The 15,893-nt window shown below is 73.6% G+C and carries 13 protein-coding genes; 6 read left to right on the top strand and 7 right to left on the bottom strand.

Annotation, left to right across the window (positions count from 1 at the left end):
* Window positions 1-82 precede the first annotated feature (82 nt).
* Together AMK19_RS04575 and AMK19_RS04570 are read left to right on the top strand one after the other, a co-directional pair.
* A complete protein-coding gene (locus AMK19_RS04575) occupies window positions 83-871 on the top strand; it encodes a TIGR03089 family protein (RefSeq protein ID WP_198953165.1) in 789 nt (262 codons plus the stop codon).
* 131 nt (window positions 872-1,002) lie between these two features.
* Window positions 1,003-2,619 (top strand): LCP family protein, encoded by a 1,617-nt coding sequence (locus tag AMK19_RS04570; RefSeq protein WP_073808190.1) that lies wholly within the window; start codon window positions 1,003-1,005, stop codon window positions 2,617-2,619.
* A 5-nt stretch (window positions 2,620-2,624) separates the two neighbouring features.
* Here the strand turns inward: AMK19_RS04570 and AMK19_RS04565 are convergent, their stop codons facing one another.
* Complete coding sequence (locus tag AMK19_RS04565) at window positions 2,625-3,242, bottom strand: acyltransferase (protein ID WP_073808189.1); 618 nt, start codon at window positions 3,240-3,242, stop codon at window positions 2,625-2,627.
* Between the two features lie 66 nt (window positions 3,243-3,308).
* Window positions 3,309-4,352: a glycosyltransferase family 2 protein gene (locus AMK19_RS04560; RefSeq protein WP_073808187.1), complete on the bottom strand. Its 1,044-nt coding sequence runs from the start codon at window positions 4,350-4,352 to the stop codon at window positions 3,309-3,311.
* 104 nt (window positions 4,353-4,456) lie between these two features.
* On the opposite strand from AMK19_RS04560, the gene AMK19_RS04555 reads away from it, so the two are divergent.
* Window positions 4,457-5,920, top strand: coding sequence for an LCP family protein (locus AMK19_RS04555; RefSeq protein WP_073808186.1), 1,464 nt, complete (start codon window positions 4,457-4,459; stop codon window positions 5,918-5,920).
* 6 nt (window positions 5,921-5,926) lie between these two features.
* Here the strand turns inward: AMK19_RS04555 and AMK19_RS04550 are convergent, their stop codons facing one another.
* Window positions 5,927-7,822: a hypothetical protein gene (locus AMK19_RS04550; RefSeq protein ID WP_073808184.1), complete on the bottom strand. Its 1,896-nt coding sequence runs from the start codon at window positions 7,820-7,822 to the stop codon at window positions 5,927-5,929.
* Between the two features lie 141 nt (window positions 7,823-7,963).
* Between AMK19_RS04550 and AMK19_RS04545 the strand changes: the two genes are divergently transcribed.
* Window positions 7,964-8,263 (top strand): hypothetical protein, encoded by a 300-nt coding sequence (locus AMK19_RS04545; protein ID WP_073808183.1) that lies wholly within the window; start codon window positions 7,964-7,966, stop codon window positions 8,261-8,263.
* A 57-nt stretch (window positions 8,264-8,320) separates the two neighbouring features.
* Here the strand turns inward: AMK19_RS04545 and AMK19_RS04540 are convergent, their stop codons facing one another.
* The 3 genes from AMK19_RS04540 to ssuE form a co-directional block, all read right to left on the bottom strand.
* Window positions 8,321-10,879, bottom strand: coding sequence for an ABC transporter permease (locus tag AMK19_RS04540; protein WP_073808181.1), 2,559 nt, complete (start codon window positions 10,877-10,879; stop codon window positions 8,321-8,323).
* A 15-nt stretch (window positions 10,880-10,894) separates the two neighbouring features.
* Window positions 10,895-11,680, bottom strand: a complete 786-nt coding sequence (locus tag AMK19_RS04535; RefSeq protein ID WP_073808395.1) for an ABC transporter ATP-binding protein — start codon at window positions 11,678-11,680, stop codon at window positions 10,895-10,897.
* A 187-nt stretch (window positions 11,681-11,867) separates the two neighbouring features.
* Entirely contained in the window at window positions 11,868-12,422 is a 555-nt protein-coding gene (ssuE, locus tag AMK19_RS04530; RefSeq protein WP_073808180.1) for an NADPH-dependent FMN reductase, read from the bottom strand.
* A gap of 349 nt (window positions 12,423-12,771) precedes the next feature.
* Between ssuE and AMK19_RS04525 the strand changes: the two genes are divergently transcribed.
* Both AMK19_RS04525 and AMK19_RS04520 read left to right on the top strand, forming a co-directional pair.
* Window positions 12,772-14,076, top strand: a complete 1,305-nt coding sequence (locus tag AMK19_RS04525) for an LCP family protein (protein WP_073808178.1) — start codon at window positions 12,772-12,774, stop codon at window positions 14,074-14,076.
* Between the two features lie 72 nt (window positions 14,077-14,148).
* Entirely contained in the window at window positions 14,149-14,688 is a 540-nt protein-coding gene (locus AMK19_RS04520; protein ID WP_073808177.1) for a serine O-acetyltransferase, read from the top strand.
* 13 nt (window positions 14,689-14,701) lie between these two features.
* Here AMK19_RS04520 and AMK19_RS04515 read toward each other — a convergent pair whose 3' ends face one another.
* Window positions 14,702-15,808, bottom strand: a complete 1,107-nt coding sequence (locus tag AMK19_RS04515) for an acyl-CoA dehydrogenase family protein (protein ID WP_073808175.1) — start codon at window positions 15,806-15,808, stop codon at window positions 14,702-14,704.
* Window positions 15,809-15,893 lie beyond the last annotated feature (85 nt).

Genomic DNA, 15,893 nt, shown 5'->3' with positions numbered 1-15,893 from the left:
TGCGAGGGTAACGCGGCGCGGCGGGTGGACGGGCGGGCACCCTCCCGTCCGGGCGTACACAGGACGTAGGCTGGGGCGCACCATGACTGCGCCTTTCGCTGCCGACGCCCGCACCCCCGCCGAGCTGCTGCAGGCCTACCTGCGCGCCGGGGCCGGTGCCGATCCGTCCCGCCCTCTGGTGACCTTCTACGACGACTCGACCGGGGAACGGGTGGAGTTGTCGGCGAAGACTTTCGACAACTGGGTGGCGAAGACGGCCAACCTGTTGCAGGACGAGCTGAACGCCTCGCCGGACGACCGGGCGGCGCTGCTGCTGCCGGCGCACTGGCAGAGTGCGGTGTGGCTGCTGGCGTGCTGGTCGGTGGGCGTGGTCCCGGTGCCGGGCGGCGAGCCGAAGGACGCGGACCTGGTGGTGTCGGGTCCGGACGGTCTGGCGGCGGCGCAGGAGTGCCCCGGCGAGCGGGTGGCGCTGGCGCTGCGCCCGCTGGGCGGCCGGTTCCCGCAGCGGCCGGAAGGGTTCCTGGACTACGCGGCGGAGGTGCCGAGCCAGGGCGACCGGTTCGCCCCGTACTCGCCGGTGGATCCGCAGGCGGTGGCGCTGGAGACGTCGGTGGACGGGCTGGCGCTGAAGCTGACGGGCGAGCAGGCGGTGGCGCTGGCCCGGGAGGGCGTGGCGCGGCTGGGCCTGGACAGCGGAAGCCGCGTTCTGTCGACGCTGTCGTTCGACGACTGGGCGGGCCTGGAGGCGGGTCTGCTGGCACCGCTGGCGGCCGGGGCGTCGGTCGTACTGTGCCGTAACTCCGACGAGTTGACGGATCGTCAATGGCAGCAGCGGATCGAATCCGAACGGGTGACTCTGCGGCTCGGCTGAGCGATCAGGGCCGCTACGGCGTGCGCCACCGTCCCGGTGGGGCGCGCCGTTGTCGCTTCCCGCCGCTCCGGCGGGTGACGGCGGCCCCGAGCCGGGCGGATCGCCGGGCGGGCTCGTCTAGGGTGGCCCGGATGAACAGCGGACACCGCTCGGACCACTCGGGGCAGTCGGACGTCGACCCCGCCGATCAGTGGGTGCTCGACCCGGCGACCGGCGAGTTCCGGCTCGACCTGGACGCGGGCCGCCGCCCCCGGGCGGCGCGGGCCAGGCCGTCCGTCCGGGCGGGCGCCAGGGCGGTGGTGGGCGGCCGGTCGGCGCGGCGGCGCGGCCGGGTGGTGCGCGGGCGGCGGGTGCTGGCCTGGGTCGCGGGCGCGCTGGGGCTGCTGCTGGTGGCGGGCTGCGGCGGCGCGTTCTACGTGTACCGGCACCTGAACCGGAACATCTCCTCGGTGAAGGTGCAGGTCGGCGACGAGTCGGAGCGCCCGCAGGCGACCGACGCGCTGAACCTGCTGGTGATCGGCACCGACAGCCGGGTCGGCCTGGGCCGGACGTACGGCGACGAGGGGTCCGCCGGGCACGCGGACACCACGCTGCTGTTCCACGTCGCCAAGGACCGCAGCAATGCGACGGTGCTGTCGATCCCGCGCGACCTGATGGTGGCCGTCCCGGAGTGCCGAACCGGCGGGAAGCGGATCCCGGGCGAGACGCGGGCGATGTTCAACACCAGCCTGGGGCAGGCCGGTCGGGACCCGGGGTGCACCTGGAAGACCGTGGAGAAGCTGACCGGCGTCCGGATCAACCACTTCATGATGGTCAACTTCGAGGCGGTGAAGTCGCTCTCCACGGCGGTCGGCGGTGTCGAGGTGTGTGCGGCCACCGCCATCGACGACCCGTACTCGCACCTGCGGATGACCGCCGGGCGGCACGTGGTGCAGGGCGAGGAGGCGCTGGCGTTCGTCCGGACCAGGCACGCGGTGGGCCTGGGGGGCGATCTGACGCGCATTCCGCTGCAGCAGCAGTTCATCAGCTCGATGATCCGCAAGATGAAGAGCAGCGACACGCTGACCAGCCCGGGCAAGCTGTGGGACCTGGCGGACGCCGCCACCAAGGCGCTGACCGTGGACAGCGCCATCAACGACGTCGGCCGGCTGAAGGACCTGGCGCTCGACGTCTCCCGGGTGAACCCCCGGAACATCACCTTCACCACGGTGCCGGTGCTCGACGACCCGACGGACAACAACCGGCTGATCCTCAAGCCCGGGGACGCCCAGCAGCTGTTCGCGATGATCGCCGCGGACCGTTCGCTGACCGAGGTCGCCCAGCAGCCGTCGGCGACGCCCTCGCCGTCGCCGTCCGACAGCGCCCCGGAGCCACCGGCGGACGCGGACACGGTGCGGGTGACGGTCCGCAACGGCACCGGGACGCCCGGGCAGGCCGGGAAGGCGGTCTCGGTGCTGCGGGCGAGGGGCTTCGCACTGTCCGCCGCCGGTGCCAACACGGAGGTCCACCAGGCCAGTTCGGTGTTCTACCCGGCGGGCCGGGAGGACCGGGCGCAGGCGGTGGCCGCGACGCTCGGCCTGCCCGCGACGGCGGTCCGGGCGGGCGGCCGGCCGGGCGGCGTGTCGGTGGTCCTGGGCGCCGACTACGTCGGGGCGGGCGGGCCGCCGGCGGCGCCGACCGAGGCCCCGAAGGACCTCCAGCGAGTCCGGGCGGACGACACCAACGTGTGCGCGTCGAAGGCCAAGTAGCCTGCTCAGGCCGGGAGTTCGGCGTCCGGGACGAGGGTGTCGGGGGCGGTCTCGGTGTACTGCTCGCCGGTGCGCGGGCAGCGCCAGCGGCCGTCGCCCGCGGGTTCCAGCGGTTCGCCGGCCCGGCCGACCCACTTGACCCGGCGGGCGGGCACGCCGACCACCAGCGCGAAGTCGGGGACGTCCCGGTGCACCACCGCGCCGGCCGCGACCAGTGCCCACCGGCCGACGGTGACGCCGGCCACCAGCACGGCCCGGCCGCCGATCGAGCAGCCCTGCCGGAGGGTGACGCCGCGGGCGTGCCAGTCGTCGCCGCGCTTGAGCCGGCCGTCGGGGTCGACGGAGCGCGGGTACAGATCGTTGGTGAGCACGGCGGCGGGACCGACGAAGACGCCGTCCTCCAGTACCGCGGGCTCGTACACCAGGGCGTGGTTCTGGAGTTTGACCCGGTCGCCGAGCTTCACGCCGGGGCCGACGTACGCGCCGCGGCCGATGATGCACTCGGCGCCGATCTCGGCGTGCTCGCGGACCTGGGCGAGGTGCCAGACGGTGCTGCCCGGGCCGACGGCGGCGCGCGGGTCGACGTCGGCGGTGGCCTCGATCCTGGGGTCGCTGCTCGTCATGGCGCGACCCTAGCGCGGGCGGACGGCCCCCGTCCGGCGTTCCCGGGGGCCGTCCTGGACGGTGCGTCAGACGCCGGTGGCGGCGGCCGGGTCGATCGGTGCGGGCGGGGTGGAGGCGATCACCTTGCGGGCCAGCTTGCGCGGCGAGGTGAGGAAGCCGAAGCCCCAGCTGAGGTGCATGGTGGCGAGCGCCGGCGGGACCTGCAGCCGGGCCTTGGCGGACAGGCCGCGGCCCTCCGCCAGGCCGCCCGCGACGATCGCCGCGAAGTAGCCGCCGGGCAGCACCAGGAACACCGGGTGCAGCGCGGCGCCCAGCACCAGGCCGCCGACCACGCCGAGCAGGGCGGCCGGCGGGGCCAGGTAGCGCAGGTTGACCGAGCCGCGGTGGTAGCGGGTGACGACCCGGCGCCAGCGGCCGTAATCCTTGTACTGCTTGGCGAGGGCGCGCACGCTCGGCCGGGGCCGGTAGGTGACCTTCAGCTGCGGGGTGAACCAGACCAGCCCGCCGGCCTGCCGGATCCGGTAGTTCAGCTCCCAGTCCTGGGCGCGGATGAACTCCTCGTTGTAGCCGCCCTGCTGCTCCAGCACCTCGCGCCGGAACACCCCGAGGTAGACGGTGTCGGCGGCACCGGCCAGGCCGCCGGTGTGGAAGGCCGCGTTGCCCACGCCTATCTTCGAGGTCATCGCGGTGGCGACGGCCCGCTCCCACTCGGTCTCGCCCTCGGCGTGCATGATGCCGCCGACGTTGGCGGCGTCCATCTCGTCGAGCAGCCGGACGGCGGTGGCGATGTAACCGGGCGTCAGCAGCCCGTGGCCGTCCACCCGGACCACCACGGGGTACCGGCTGGCGCGGATCGCGGCGTTCAGGCCGGCGGGGGTGCGGCCGGTCGGGTTGGGGACGGTGCGCACCCGGGGGTCCTCGGCGACCAGGGCGGCGGCGATCTCGTCGGTCCGGTCGGTGGACGGGCCGAGTGCGATCACCACCTCCAGTTCGCCGCCGTACTCCTGTTCCAGGATCCGGTGGACGGCGGTGCGCAGGTGACGTTCCTCGTCGAGCACCGGCATGATCACGGAGACCGCCGGCAGCTCCTCAGCAGCCTTGATGTTCATCGTGCCCGAGCGTACCGGCGCGGACCGGCCGGTGTCGGGCGGGGTGGGCCCCGGCCCGGCGCGCCGCCCGGGTGCGGCGGGGCACAGCGCCTAGCATCCGAAGAATGCCTGCTCAGCGACAGTCCGAACGTCTGCCCGGACCGATGCCGCCGCGCCGGCGGCGTTGGGGGCTGTGGACGGCGGGCGCGCTCTCCTTCTCGGTGCTGGCCAGTTCGTGCGCGGGTTGGGCGGTGCTGAACGGCGTCGGCTCCTCGCTGGGGCGGGTGGACGCGATCGGCGGCCCGGACCGGCCCGCGGACGACGGGGCGTCGACCTTCCTGGTGGTCGGCACCGACGACCGGGCGGGCATCCCGGAGGCCACCCTGAAGGACCTGCTGCACGCGGGCGGCGAGTCCTGCCACTGCACCGACACCATGATGATCGTCCAGCTGTCGGCGGACCACGGCCGGGCCACCGTGGTCTCGGTGCCGCGCGACTCGTACGTCGACATCCCCGCGCACCAGGACCGGGTGTCCGGCAAGCAGGTCGCCGCCTCCAAGGGCAAGATCAACGCCGCGTACGGGATGGGCGGGGCGCCGCTGGCCGTGCGCACCGTGGAGCAGAGCACCGGGCTGCGGATCGACCACTACATCGAGGTGAACTTCCTCGGCTTCGTCTCCACCGTGGACGCCCTCGGCGGCGTCCAGGTGTGCACGCCCAAACCGTTGAAGGACGAGTACTCGGGTCTCGACCTGCCGGCCGGCACCAGCCGGCTGGACGGCGCGGGGGCGCTGCGCTACGTCCGGGCCCGGCACGTCGACGGCTCCTCGGACCTGGGGCGGATGCACCGCCAGCAGAAGTTCCTGGCGCAGCTGCTGCACCAGGCGTCCTCCGGCGGCACCCTGCTCAACCCGGCGAAGCTGACCTCGGTGATGGACACCGTGCTGCGGTCGGTGAAGGTGGACAAGGGCCTCGGCAATGCCGAACTGCTGGATTTCGCGAGCCGGTTGAAGGACCTGTCGGCGTCGAACGCGGACTTCGCGACGGTGCCGCTGTCCTCGGTGGACCACCCGGTGCCGGGCTGGGGCTCCACCGTGCTGTGGGACGAGAAGGGCGCGAAGGCGCTGTTCGACGCCGTCCGGGCCGGGCGGTCGCTGACCGGTCCGGCCCCGGCGGCCTCCTCGCCGGCGCCCGCGCCCGCTGCCGGAACGGTTCCCCCGGACCAGGTGCGGGTGCAGGTGCTGAACGGCGCGGGCGTGCAGGGCCTGGGCAACCGGGTGGACGAGGACCTGCGCAAGGCCGGGTTCGCCACCACCGGCACCCCGTCCAACGCGCCCGGCAACGGCCCGGCCGCGACCCGCACCGTGATCCGCTACGACCCGCGCTGGGACGAGTCGGTGAAGGTGCTGGCCGCCGCGCTGCCGGACGCCGAGCTGGTCCGGGTCCCGCACCAGGGCCAGACCTTCCAGGTGGTGGTCGGCAGCGACTACCGCGGCCCGTCCGGCCCCGCCGCACCCGAGCCGGACACCGCGGAGAGCGGCCCGGTGGCCGGGGCGGAGAGCGGCAACGAGATCAGCTGCCCGGCCTGACGACGGTCAGGGCAGCAGGTACTGGCCCACCGCCCACACCGCGTACCCGGCCAGCGCGAGGCGGTTGACCAGCAGCGCCGGGCCGGCCGGGTTCCCGGGCAGCACGGTGAGCGGACGGCGCTCCGGGCGGCGGGCGAGGACGGAGACCGTGCGGGCGAGCTGCTGCGGGTCGTACGGGCCGCCGAAGTGGCGGTGCAGCATCCGGGCCGGGAAGGCCGCGAAGCCGAAGTCCACGCCGCGGCTGCCGCGCAGGGTGAACCGGCCCCGGTGCACCGCCGCCGCCTTCACCTGCGGCCAGTCCAGCCGGCGCCGCAGCAGCCCGCCGCTGTAGGCGACGCCGTCGCGGTCCACCTCCAAGTGCCAGGCGAAGGTGTTGACGAGGCCGATCAGCGTCGCCCCGCCCAGGAACAGCGGGCGGACCAGGCCGCCGAGCACGCCGCCCTCGGGGGTCCAGCTCATCGCGAGGCCGATCAGCCCGGCCGCGAGCGGGCCCACGGCGCAGCGCAGCGCGACGGGCAGGCCGAACGCCCGGGCCTCCTCCGGGTGCGGGTCGGGGTGGTCGGCGAGGTCCTGTTCCAGGTCGCGGGCGGCGGCGGCCTGCACCAGCACGCCGTCCGGGGCCGAGCCGCGGCCGCGGCGCCACCGGGGCGGGACGGCCCGGGCGGCGGTCGGCCAGGCCATCCACAGGTGCGGCTCGTCCGGGGAGCGGAGCACCAGGAGCTGACGGCGGCCGCCGTCGGGGCCCTGGTAGAGCAGGGCCCCGACGGGGTCGGTGGCCTCGGTCGGCCCGCCCTCCTCCTCCTCGTCGTCCTCGTCGGTCTCCAGGGCGGTCATGGGCAGCCACTCGGCCGGGCCGTCCTCGTCGGCGGGCGCGTAGAAGGCGTCGTGGTCGGCCCCGCGCAGCCGCCACAGGCCGGGCTCGCGGTCGCCGCCGTCGGCGGGCAGCACCGTCAGGTCGCCGTTCAGGTCCCACCGGACCCTGATCCGCAGGGCGGGGCCGTCCGCGGTGGGGCGGCGTTCGCGGGCGGTGCGGTGCGCGGACAGGGCCAGCAGGGCGGCGCAGGTGCCGGCCGCGCCGACGCCGAGCCACCACGAGGTGGAGTCCTGCCGTTCGTCGGCGGCCCTGGTCCAGCCGGCGCCGTCGGCCAGCAGCGGGACGTCCTCGCCGACCGTGCGCTCGCCGCCCACCTCGGCGGTGAGGTCCTCGACATCGTGCAGTTGCCGGTAGACGACGGTGGCGCCGTCGCCGTCCGGGTGGACGCTGCGCACGGTGGCCCGCACCTGGTCGGCGCCGGCCGCCCGGCGGAGGTCCTCCTCGGTCCGTGACACGCCGACGGCCAGCAGCACCACCGCGCCCACCGCGAGCAGGGCGGCCAGGACCTGGCGGATCCGGGGCGCGACCGGCGGGCCGAACGGGGAGTCGCCGCCCGCCAGCGTCCACGGGTAGGGCACGGACGGGCCCATCAGCGTGGCCAGTTGGGCGCGGGCGCGACGGCGGCCGGCCGCCACCCGGTACAGCGCGCCGGCCAGCGCGAGGTGCGCGGCGCAGGCGACGGTCGGCAGCCAGGGGCCGGGCAGTGCGTTCGGCAGGAACCAGAGCAGCGGGCCGACCACGGCCGGCACCGCCCAGTTGCCGCGCGGGCGCAGCCACAGCACCAGGAACTCCGCCAGCAGCACGGCGGGGGCGGCGCTCTCCGCGTACGGCACGACGCAGGACTGCCACGCGTCGCACCGTTCCGGGGTCCGGTCGAGCGCGATCGCCAGCAGCACCGTCACCGCCGGCAGCAGCGCCAGCCAGCGGCTCTCCAGGCGCGGCCACACCCGGGCGGCCCGCCACTGGTCGGCGGCGGCCAGCGTCAGCGGGGGCGCGGCGGGCAGCGGGGGCGGGGGGTGCGGCGACATGCGGGGATTCTCGCAAGCGCCCGGACGCGGTGTCGGCAGCGGGTGCCCGGAACCGTCAACTCACCTTCCTGGTAACGCCGGTTGAGGCGGCCTCCCGGAGTTACGTTGAAACGGGACCGATCGGCGGGAGGGGTGTCTGCGATGGCGATGCTGGTGGTCGAGGTGCGGCCGCACCGGTTCACGGCCTGGTTCCACCGGGTGGCGACCGTGCCGGTGGTGGACGTGGACGGCGTGGAATCGGCGGCCCGTTGGGGTGTCAACCGGGTGCCGGTGGCGGCGGGACCGCACGTGCTGGCGGTGTCGTTCCGGTACCGGGGGCAGCGGACGGTGCGGCTGGGCACGGGGGTGGGCGAGCTGACCGTGCGGCACGCGGCGGAGCTGCCGGTCTCGGCGCGGCTGGGGGTCCGCAACGGCAGTCGCTTCACGGTGGCGGCGGGCTGAACCGGACGGAGCCCGCCCGGAGGTGTTCCGGGCGGGCTCCGTACGGTCGGTGTCGGGTCAGTCGGTGGCGATGGCGGCCAGCACGTTCATCCGGGCGGCCCGGAAGGCCGGGACGAGGGCGGCGACCAGGCCGACCAGGATCGAGCCGATCAGCACGGTGACGACGGTGCCGGTGGGGACGGTCAGCACCGTCAGCCCCTGCTCGGAGAGGACGGAGCGGGCGGTGACGCCCCAGCTCAGGCCGAGCGCGGTGCCGAGCAGGGCACCGAACAGGGCGATCACCACGGACTCCAGCCGGACGGTGCGGCGCAGTTGGCGGCGGGAGAGGCCGATGGCGCGCAGCAGGCCGATCTCCCGGGTGCGTTCGATCACCGACAGCGCCAGCGTGTTGACCACGCCGAGGACGGCGACCACGATCGTCAGGCCGAGCAGGCCGTAGACCATGGCGAGCAGCTGGTCGAACTGCGACTTCACCATGTCCTTGTAACCGGCCTGGTCCTTGACCGTCAGCTGCGGGTACTCGGCCAGCGACTTCTGCAGGTCGGCGAGCACGGCGGCCTTGTCGGCCCCGGCCGCCGCGGTGCCGAACGCCACGCCGGTGGGCGGGAGTTCGCCGTTCATCGCGGTGGCGACGGTCGTGCTGTCGGTGAAGAAGCGGTGGTCGAACAGCTGGTTGCCGGTCTTGACGACGGCGACCACCGTGAGGGTCTGGGTGCGGCCCTCGCCGTAGTTCACGGCAAGCCGGTCGCCGAGCTTCACGTGGTGTTCGTCGGCGATGTCCTGGCCGACCGAGACGCCGCCGCCGGCGAAGACCGCCTCGGCGCTGCCGGAGGCCACCGGGAGCCGGAAGTCGCGCAGGTAGTCGGCGTTCGAGACGGCGAGCCGGGTGCGCAGGGTGCCGCCGTCGGGCAGCGCCAGCTCGGCGGGGACGTTCCGCTGTTCGGTGAGGTGGTCGAGGCCCTTGGTGTGCCGGGCGGCGTCGACCATGGCGGGGGTGAGGACGCCCATGCCGCCGTCGACCACGTAGTCCGCGCCGACGCTCCGGTCGATCTGGTCGGTCATCGAGCCGACCATCGAGGAGGTGACCACGGAGGCGCCGATCACCACGGCGAGGCCGATCATCAGCGCGGCGGCGGTGGAGCCGGTGCGCCGCGGGTTGCGGACCACGTTGCGCTGGGCGAGCCGTCCGGCGGGGCCGAACAGGGCGGGCAGCAGGCCGCCGAGCAGCCGGACCAGGGCGGACACCAGCAGCGGGCCGAGCACCACCGAGCCGGTCAGGGTGGCCGGCAGGCCGAGGCCGAGCAGCAGGCCGCCGGTGGCGCCGGGCGAGCCCGCGGCGAGCACCAGCGCGACGACGCCGCCGCCGGTGATCAGCAGGCCGAGCGCGGCCCGGATCCGGTTGGCGCGGGGTTCGGCGGGGGCGGCGTGGTCGAGCAGCGCGGCCATCGGGGTGATCCGGGCGGCGCGGCGGGCCGGGAAGAACGCGGCGAGCAGGGTGACGGGCAGGCCGACGGCGTAGCCGACCACCGGGACGGTCCAGGTGACCTGGAGCGAGGAGGAGTCCAGGTTCATTCCGGTCGCCTGCATCAGCTGGATCATGCCGACGGCGAGGCCGAGGCCCGCGCCGATGCCGATGGTGGAGCCGATCAGGCCGAGGATCAGGCCCTCGACCAGCACCGAGCGGTTGACCTGCGAGCGGCTGCCGCCGATGGCGCGCAGCAGGCCGATCTCCCGGGTGCGCTGGGTGACCAGCATGGAGAAGGTGTTGACGATCAGGAAGATGCCGACGGCGGCCGACAGGAAGGCGAAGCCGAGCATCGCCCACTTCATGAACTTCAGGAAGCCGCCGATCTGGTCGGAGTTCTCCTTCTGCTGCTCGGCGGCGGTCTTCGCCTCGAAGCCGCTGCCGAGGTCGGCCAGCGCGGCGGTCTTCAGCTCGTCGTCGCTGCGGGTGCCGTCGCCGAACAGTTCGACGGAGGTGTACGCCTCGGTGCCGAGCAGCACCCGCTGGGCGGTCGGGGTGTCCAGGAAGGCCAGCGCCGCACCGGGGTTGGTGGTCCGGAAGGTGACGATGCCGGAGACGGTGAAGTCGTGGCTGCCGCTCTCGGCGATCACCCGGATTCTGCTGCCCAGGCCGAGGCCGGACTTCTTGGCGGTGTCGGCGTCCAGCATCAACTGGTCGGCGCCCTGCGGCTGGTGGCCGGAGGTGATGTCCACCGACCTGCGCGGGGACTCGGTCCAGTTGCCGGTCAGGGTGGGGGCGCCGCCGGTCGGGCCGACCAGCTTGTTGGTGGCCGGGTCGACCAGGGTGGCGGAGGCGGCGAAGACGTTGCCGACGGCGGCCTTGACGCCCGGTTCGGCGGCGAGCTTCTGCTGGGTGGCGACCGGGACGGTCGCGGCCTTTCCGGGGCCGTTGGCGGTCAGCTCGTCCTGGGCCTTGCGCACCGACAGGTCGGAGGCGGTGGCGGCGAACAGCCGGTCGAAGGTGGAGGTGGCGGTGTTGTAGAACACCAGGGTGCCGGCCACGAAGGCGACCGAGAGCACCACGGCCAGCAGGGAGAGCACCAGGCGCCACTTGTGCGCGAGGAAGCTCCGCAGCGAAGTCTTGAGCAGCATCGTTGCGTCCCCGTCTCAGCTGGTGCGCTTGCCGTCGAAACGGCGCATGCGGGTCAGGACGGAGTCGGCGGTCGGGTTGTGCATCTCGTCGACGATCGCGCCGTCGGCGAGGAACAGCACCCGGTCCGCGTGGCCGGCGGCCACCGGGTCGTGCGTCACCATCACGATGGTCCGGCCGAGCTCGTCCACCGAGCGGCGCAGGAAGCCGAGCACCTCCGCGCCGGAGCGGGAGTCCAGGTTGCCGGTGGGCTCGTCGCCGAAGATGATCTCCGGCCGGGCGGCCAGTGCCCGGGCCACCGCGACGCGCTGCTGCTGGCCGCCGGAGAGCTGGCCGGGGCGGTGCTTGAGCCGCCCGGACAGGCCGACGGTCTCGATGACCTGCTCCAGCCACGCCCGGTCGGGCTTGCGGCCGGCGATGTCCATCGGCAGCGTGATGTTCTCCAGCGCGTTCAGGGTGGGCAGCAGGTTGAACGCCTGGAAGATGAAGCCGATCTTGTCGCGGCGCAGCCGGGTCAGCTGCTTGTCCTTCAGCCCGGTGATCTCGGTGTCGCCGATCCAGATCCGGCCGCCGGAGACGCTGTCCAGGCCGGCCAGGCAGTGCATCAGGGTCGACTTGCCGGAGCCGGACGGGCCCATGATCGCGGTGAACCGGCCGCGCTGGATGTCCACGTCGACGGAGTCGAGCGCCGTCACCCGGGTCTCGCCCGAGCCGTACGCCTTGGTGACCTGCCGGGCCCGGGCGGCGGCGCCGCCGTCCTCCGGTGCGAGTGAGAGGTGCGCGGCGCTCGGTGCCGTGGTCACTGCGTGCTCCTTGGTGGGGTGGGGCGGGGTCCGCCCGATGTCCCAAGCCTCCCGTGCGCGCCGCGGCCGGTCGTCCTCCACCGGGACGACCGGCGCCACGGAGAAACGCTCCGGGGCCCGGGCCCTCTCCCCTAGGGGCTGACGCCCCCGGGGGTAAGGGTCCGGGCCCCGTCGGGTCGACGAACCGTCAGCTCGCGACGGCCAGTTCGGCCCGCGGCCGGAGGGCGGCGGAGAACGCGTCCACCACCGGGGTCAGCAGCACCTCGGTCTCCCGCTCCAGTTCGGTGCCGCCGTCCTCGCGCACCCCGATGTGCCGGTCCAGCACGAACCAGCCCTGGGTGATGTGCGCGGCGCCCATCGAGTTCAGCACCGGGCGCAGCGCGTAGTCCACCGCCAGCACGTGCGCGGTGGAGCCGCCGGTGGCCAGCGGCAGCACCGTCTTGCCGCGCAGCGCGTACTGCGGCAGCAGGTCGAGCAGTGCCTTCAGCAGCCCCGAGTAGGCGGCCTTGTACACCGGCGTGCCGATCACCACGCCGTCCGCCCGCTCGAACAGTTCGACGGCGCGGGCTATCGCCGGGTCGGCGGTGTCGGCGGTCAGCAGCGCCTCGGCGGGCAGCGTGCGGACGTCCAGCGCCGCCACCCGGTGGCCCTGCTGGACCAGCCGGCGGTCGACGTGGCGCAGCAGCCGGGTGGTGCGGGAGGTCGCGGACGGGGAGCCGGAGACGGACAGGATCACAGCCATGGAGTCACCTCGGTGCGTACGGCCGCGGGCAGGGGCGACCGGAAAGGAAGAAACGGGAAACGCGAGGGCGTGGACGCCGGACTCGCAGTGAGGGTGAATGCGCGGCGAGGACTCAGCCGCGACACAGCGAGCAGGACACCCGACCGTGGTCGACGTGCCGCCGACGGGTGAGAACCTTCCGCTGCTCCATGCCGCCATGCAAACACGCCCGGTTTTTCCGGGTCAAGGCCGTGCCCGCCTGGTGAACACCGCACTGGACAGTCCGGGCCCTGCATCAAAACGGCCACAAGGAGCCCCTGCCGAGCCGGACGATCACCACGCGGCCCGCCGTTCGGGCATCCTTCCCCTCATGAACACGTGGCAGGAGCGCCCGGGGGGCGGCGCATACGGGCAGGACGAGACGGCACGCGGCCGGGGCGGGGCAGCGGCCGAGCCGCCGCTGCCACCGAACCTGAATCCGCGCGGCGCGGGCGTCCCGCTCTCCCGCCCCGCCGTACCACCGTCCCCCGGCGGCCAACCGCCCTACGGCGGGCAGCCGCCGCACGGTGGGCACCCCCCCTACGGTGGTCAGCCGCCGCACGGTGGTCAACCGCCGCACGGGCAGCAGCCCTTCGCGTCCGAGCCGGACCCGGCGGGCGACGGGCGGCAGCCCGCGCGGCCGCGCCGCTCACGCAAGAAGATCATCGGATACACGGCGCTCGGCCTGGTCGCGGCGCTGCTCGCCACCGGCATCGGCACCTACTTCTGGGCGGACGGCAAGCTCCGCCACGAGAACGTCCTCGCCGACTACGCCGGGCGCCCAGCCGCCGGCAAGGGCACCAACTGGCTGATCGTCGGCTCCGACAGCCGGGAGGGCCTCACCGACGCCGAGGAGGACAACCTCCACACCGGCTCCGCCGAGGGCAAGCGCAGCGACTCGATGATGATCCTGCACATCGGCGACAACGGGAACACCCTGATGTCGATCCCGCGCGACTCCTGGGTGCAGATACCCGCCCACCAGGACACCTCCGGCAGCGGAAAGTCCGTCGCCGCCGCCACCCACAAGATCAACGCCTCCTTCGCCGCCGGCGGCGGACGGCTCCTGGTGCAGACCGTCGAGACCAACACCGGCCTGCACATCGACCACTACGCGGAGATCGGCTTCGCCGGGTTCGTCGGCCTGGTCGACGCCGTCGGCGGCGTCGAGATGACCATCGACCAGCCGGTCAAGGACAAGGACTCCGGCCTCGACCTCAAGGCCGGCACCCAGACCCTCAGCGGCAAGCAGGCCCTCGCCTTCGTCCGGCAGCGCCACCAGATGGCCGACCAGGACCTCGGCCGGATGCGCAACCAGCAGAAGTTCCTCGGCGCCCTCGCCAAGCAGGCCGCCTCCCCCTCGACGCTGCTCGACCCGTTCACCTTCTACCCGCTGGCCTCGGCCGGCCTCGACACCCTGATCGTCGACGACGACGCCGGCCTCACCGACCTCGGCTCGATGTTCCTCGCCATGAAGGGCGTCACCGGCGGCGACGGCAGGACCATCACCGTCCCGATCGGCAACCCCGACTACCGCACCCCCACCGGCGAATCCGCGGTCAAGTGGGACCCGGCCAAGTCCAAGGCCGTCTTCGACGCGATGAAGAACGACACCGCCGTCCCCGACGCGAAGTAGGACCCCCTCAAACTCCCGTCCGCCCGCGCGTCGCTGACGTTCCGTCGGGGCGGCGGACGGGAGAATCCCGGCATGTCGCTGGTCACCTCCCTCATCTACCGCCGCCGAAGCCGGCTGTTCGGCCGCCTCGTCCAGGAAGCGCTCGCCCTGTACGGGATGGAGGTCCCCGCCGCCGCCGAGATCGGCCCCGGCCTGCTCGTCTTCCACCGCGGCTTCGGCACCGTCCTGCACCCCTTCACCACCCTCGGCGCGAACGTCACCCTCTACAACGGCGTCACCGTCGGCCGGGCCGATCCGTGGGTGCCGCAGGAGGAATCCGCGATGCGACGGGTGGTGCTGGAGGACGGGGTGGTGGTCTGCGCCGGCGCGAAGATCGTCTGCAAGTCGGGCGTCCTGACGGTCGGCGCCGGCACGATCATCGGCGCGAACGCCGTGCTCACCCGCTCCACGGGGGCCGACGAGATCTGGGCGGGCGCCCCGGCCCGGCGGGTGGGAGCAAGGGCGCGAAGCCAGGGGCGCGGGGAACCGCGCGAAACGGAAGGCGCCCGCCGGCAGGATCGCGCCACGAGCAGTGACCTGCACGCGGAAGCGACCCGGCGGACGGGCGCCTGAACAACCCCGAAAGCTACGGCAGGTTGCGGGCCATCACGATGCGCTGGACCTGGTTCGTGCCCTCGTAGATCTGCGTGATCTTCGCGTCCCGCATCATCCGCTCCACCGGATAGTCCCGCGTGTACCCGTACCCGCCCAGCAACTGCACCGCGTCCGTCGTGACCTCCATCGCCACGTCCGACGCGAAACACTTCGCCGCCGCCCCGAAGAACGTCAGATCACCGTCCACCCGCTGCGACTTCGCCGCCGCCGCATACGTCAACTGCCGCGCCGCCTCCAGCTTCATCGCCATGTCCGCCAACATGAACTGCACACCCTGGAACTCCGCGATCGCCTTCCCGAACTGCCGCCGCTCCTTCACATACCCCTTCGCATAGTCCAACGCCCCCTGCGCGATCCCGATCGCCTGCGCGGCGATCGTCACCCGGGTGTGGTCCAGCGTCCTCATCGCCGTCGCGAACCCCGTCCCCTCCGCACCGATCATCCGGTCCGCCGGAATCCGCACATCGTCGAAGTACACCTCACGCGTCGGCGAACCCTTGATCCCCAGCTTCTTCTCCGGCGCACCGAACGACACCCCCTCGTCGCCCTTCTCCACCACGAACGCCGAGATCCCCTTCGACCGCAGCGAAGGGTCGGTGACCGCCATCACGGTGTAGAACTCCGAGACGCCCGCGTTGGTGATCCACCGCTTCACGCCGTTCAGCACCCAGAAGTCGCCGTCGCGCACCGCGCGGGTCTTCATCCCCGCCGCGTCCGAACCCGCCTCCGGCTCCGACAGGCAGTACGAGAACATCCCCTCCCCGCGCGCCAGCGCCCCCAGGTACTTCGCCTTCAACTCCTCCGAACCCGACAACTGCACCGGCAGCGAACCCAGCTTGTTGACCGCCGGGATCAACGACGAGGACGCGCACACCCGCGCCACCTCCTCGATCACGATCACCGTCGCCAACGCATCCGCCCCCGCACCCCCGAACTCCTCCGGCACATGCACCGCATGCAGATCGGCGCCCCGCAACGCCTCCAGCGCCTCCACGGGGAACCGACCCTCCTCGTCCACCTCCGCCGCGAACGGGGCGATCTTCGCCTCCGCCAGCGAACGCACCGACTCACGGAGCATCTCGTGCTCCTCGCCCAGCCGGTAGAGGTCGAAGTCCGCTCCGGAGTTCGGCCTCTACCGGCTGGGCGAGGAGCACGAGATGCTC

The organism is Kitasatospora sp. CB01950, from assembly GCF_001905465.1.
Lineage (GTDB): Bacteria > Actinomycetota > Actinomycetes > Streptomycetales > Streptomycetaceae > Kitasatospora.
The sequence above is the reverse complement of the archived record's forward strand: the minus strand, read 5'-3'. Positions and strand labels throughout refer to the sequence as shown.

Bases quoted from the DNA above. Each gene is read 5' to 3' on its own strand.
- AMK19_RS04575 (WP_198953165.1), top strand. From the start codon at position 83: ATGACTGCGCCTTTCGCTGCCGACGCCCGCACCCCCGCCGAGCTGCTG.
- AMK19_RS04570 (WP_073808190.1), top strand. From the start codon at position 1,003: ATGAACAGCGGACACCGCTCGGACCACTCGGGGCAGTCGGACGTCGAC.
- AMK19_RS04565 (WP_073808189.1), bottom strand. From the start codon at position 3,242: ATGACGAGCAGCGACCCCAGGATCGAGGCCACCGCCGACGTCGACCCG.
- AMK19_RS04560 (WP_073808187.1), bottom strand. From the start codon at position 4,352: ATGAACATCAAGGCTGCTGAGGAGCTGCCGGCGGTCTCCGTGATCATG.
- AMK19_RS04555 (WP_073808186.1), top strand. From the start codon at position 4,457: ATGCCTGCTCAGCGACAGTCCGAACGTCTGCCCGGACCGATGCCGCCG.
- AMK19_RS04550 (WP_073808184.1), bottom strand. From the start codon at position 7,822: ATGTCGCCGCACCCCCCGCCCCCGCTGCCCGCCGCGCCCCCGCTGACG.
- AMK19_RS04545 (WP_073808183.1), top strand. From the start codon at position 7,964: ATGGCGATGCTGGTGGTCGAGGTGCGGCCGCACCGGTTCACGGCCTGG.
- AMK19_RS04540 (WP_073808181.1), bottom strand. From the start codon at position 10,879: ATGCTGCTCAAGACTTCGCTGCGGAGCTTCCTCGCGCACAAGTGGCGC.
- ssuE (WP_073808180.1), bottom strand. From the start codon at position 12,422: ATGGCTGTGATCCTGTCCGTCTCCGGCTCCCCGTCCGCGACCTCCCGC.
- AMK19_RS04525 (WP_073808178.1), top strand. From the start codon at position 12,772: ATGAACACGTGGCAGGAGCGCCCGGGGGGCGGCGCATACGGGCAGGAC.
- AMK19_RS04520 (WP_073808177.1), top strand. From the start codon at position 14,149: ATGTCGCTGGTCACCTCCCTCATCTACCGCCGCCGAAGCCGGCTGTTC.
- AMK19_RS04515 (WP_073808175.1), bottom strand. From the start codon at position 15,808: ATGCTCCGTGAGTCGGTGCGTTCGCTGGCGGAGGCGAAGATCGCCCCG.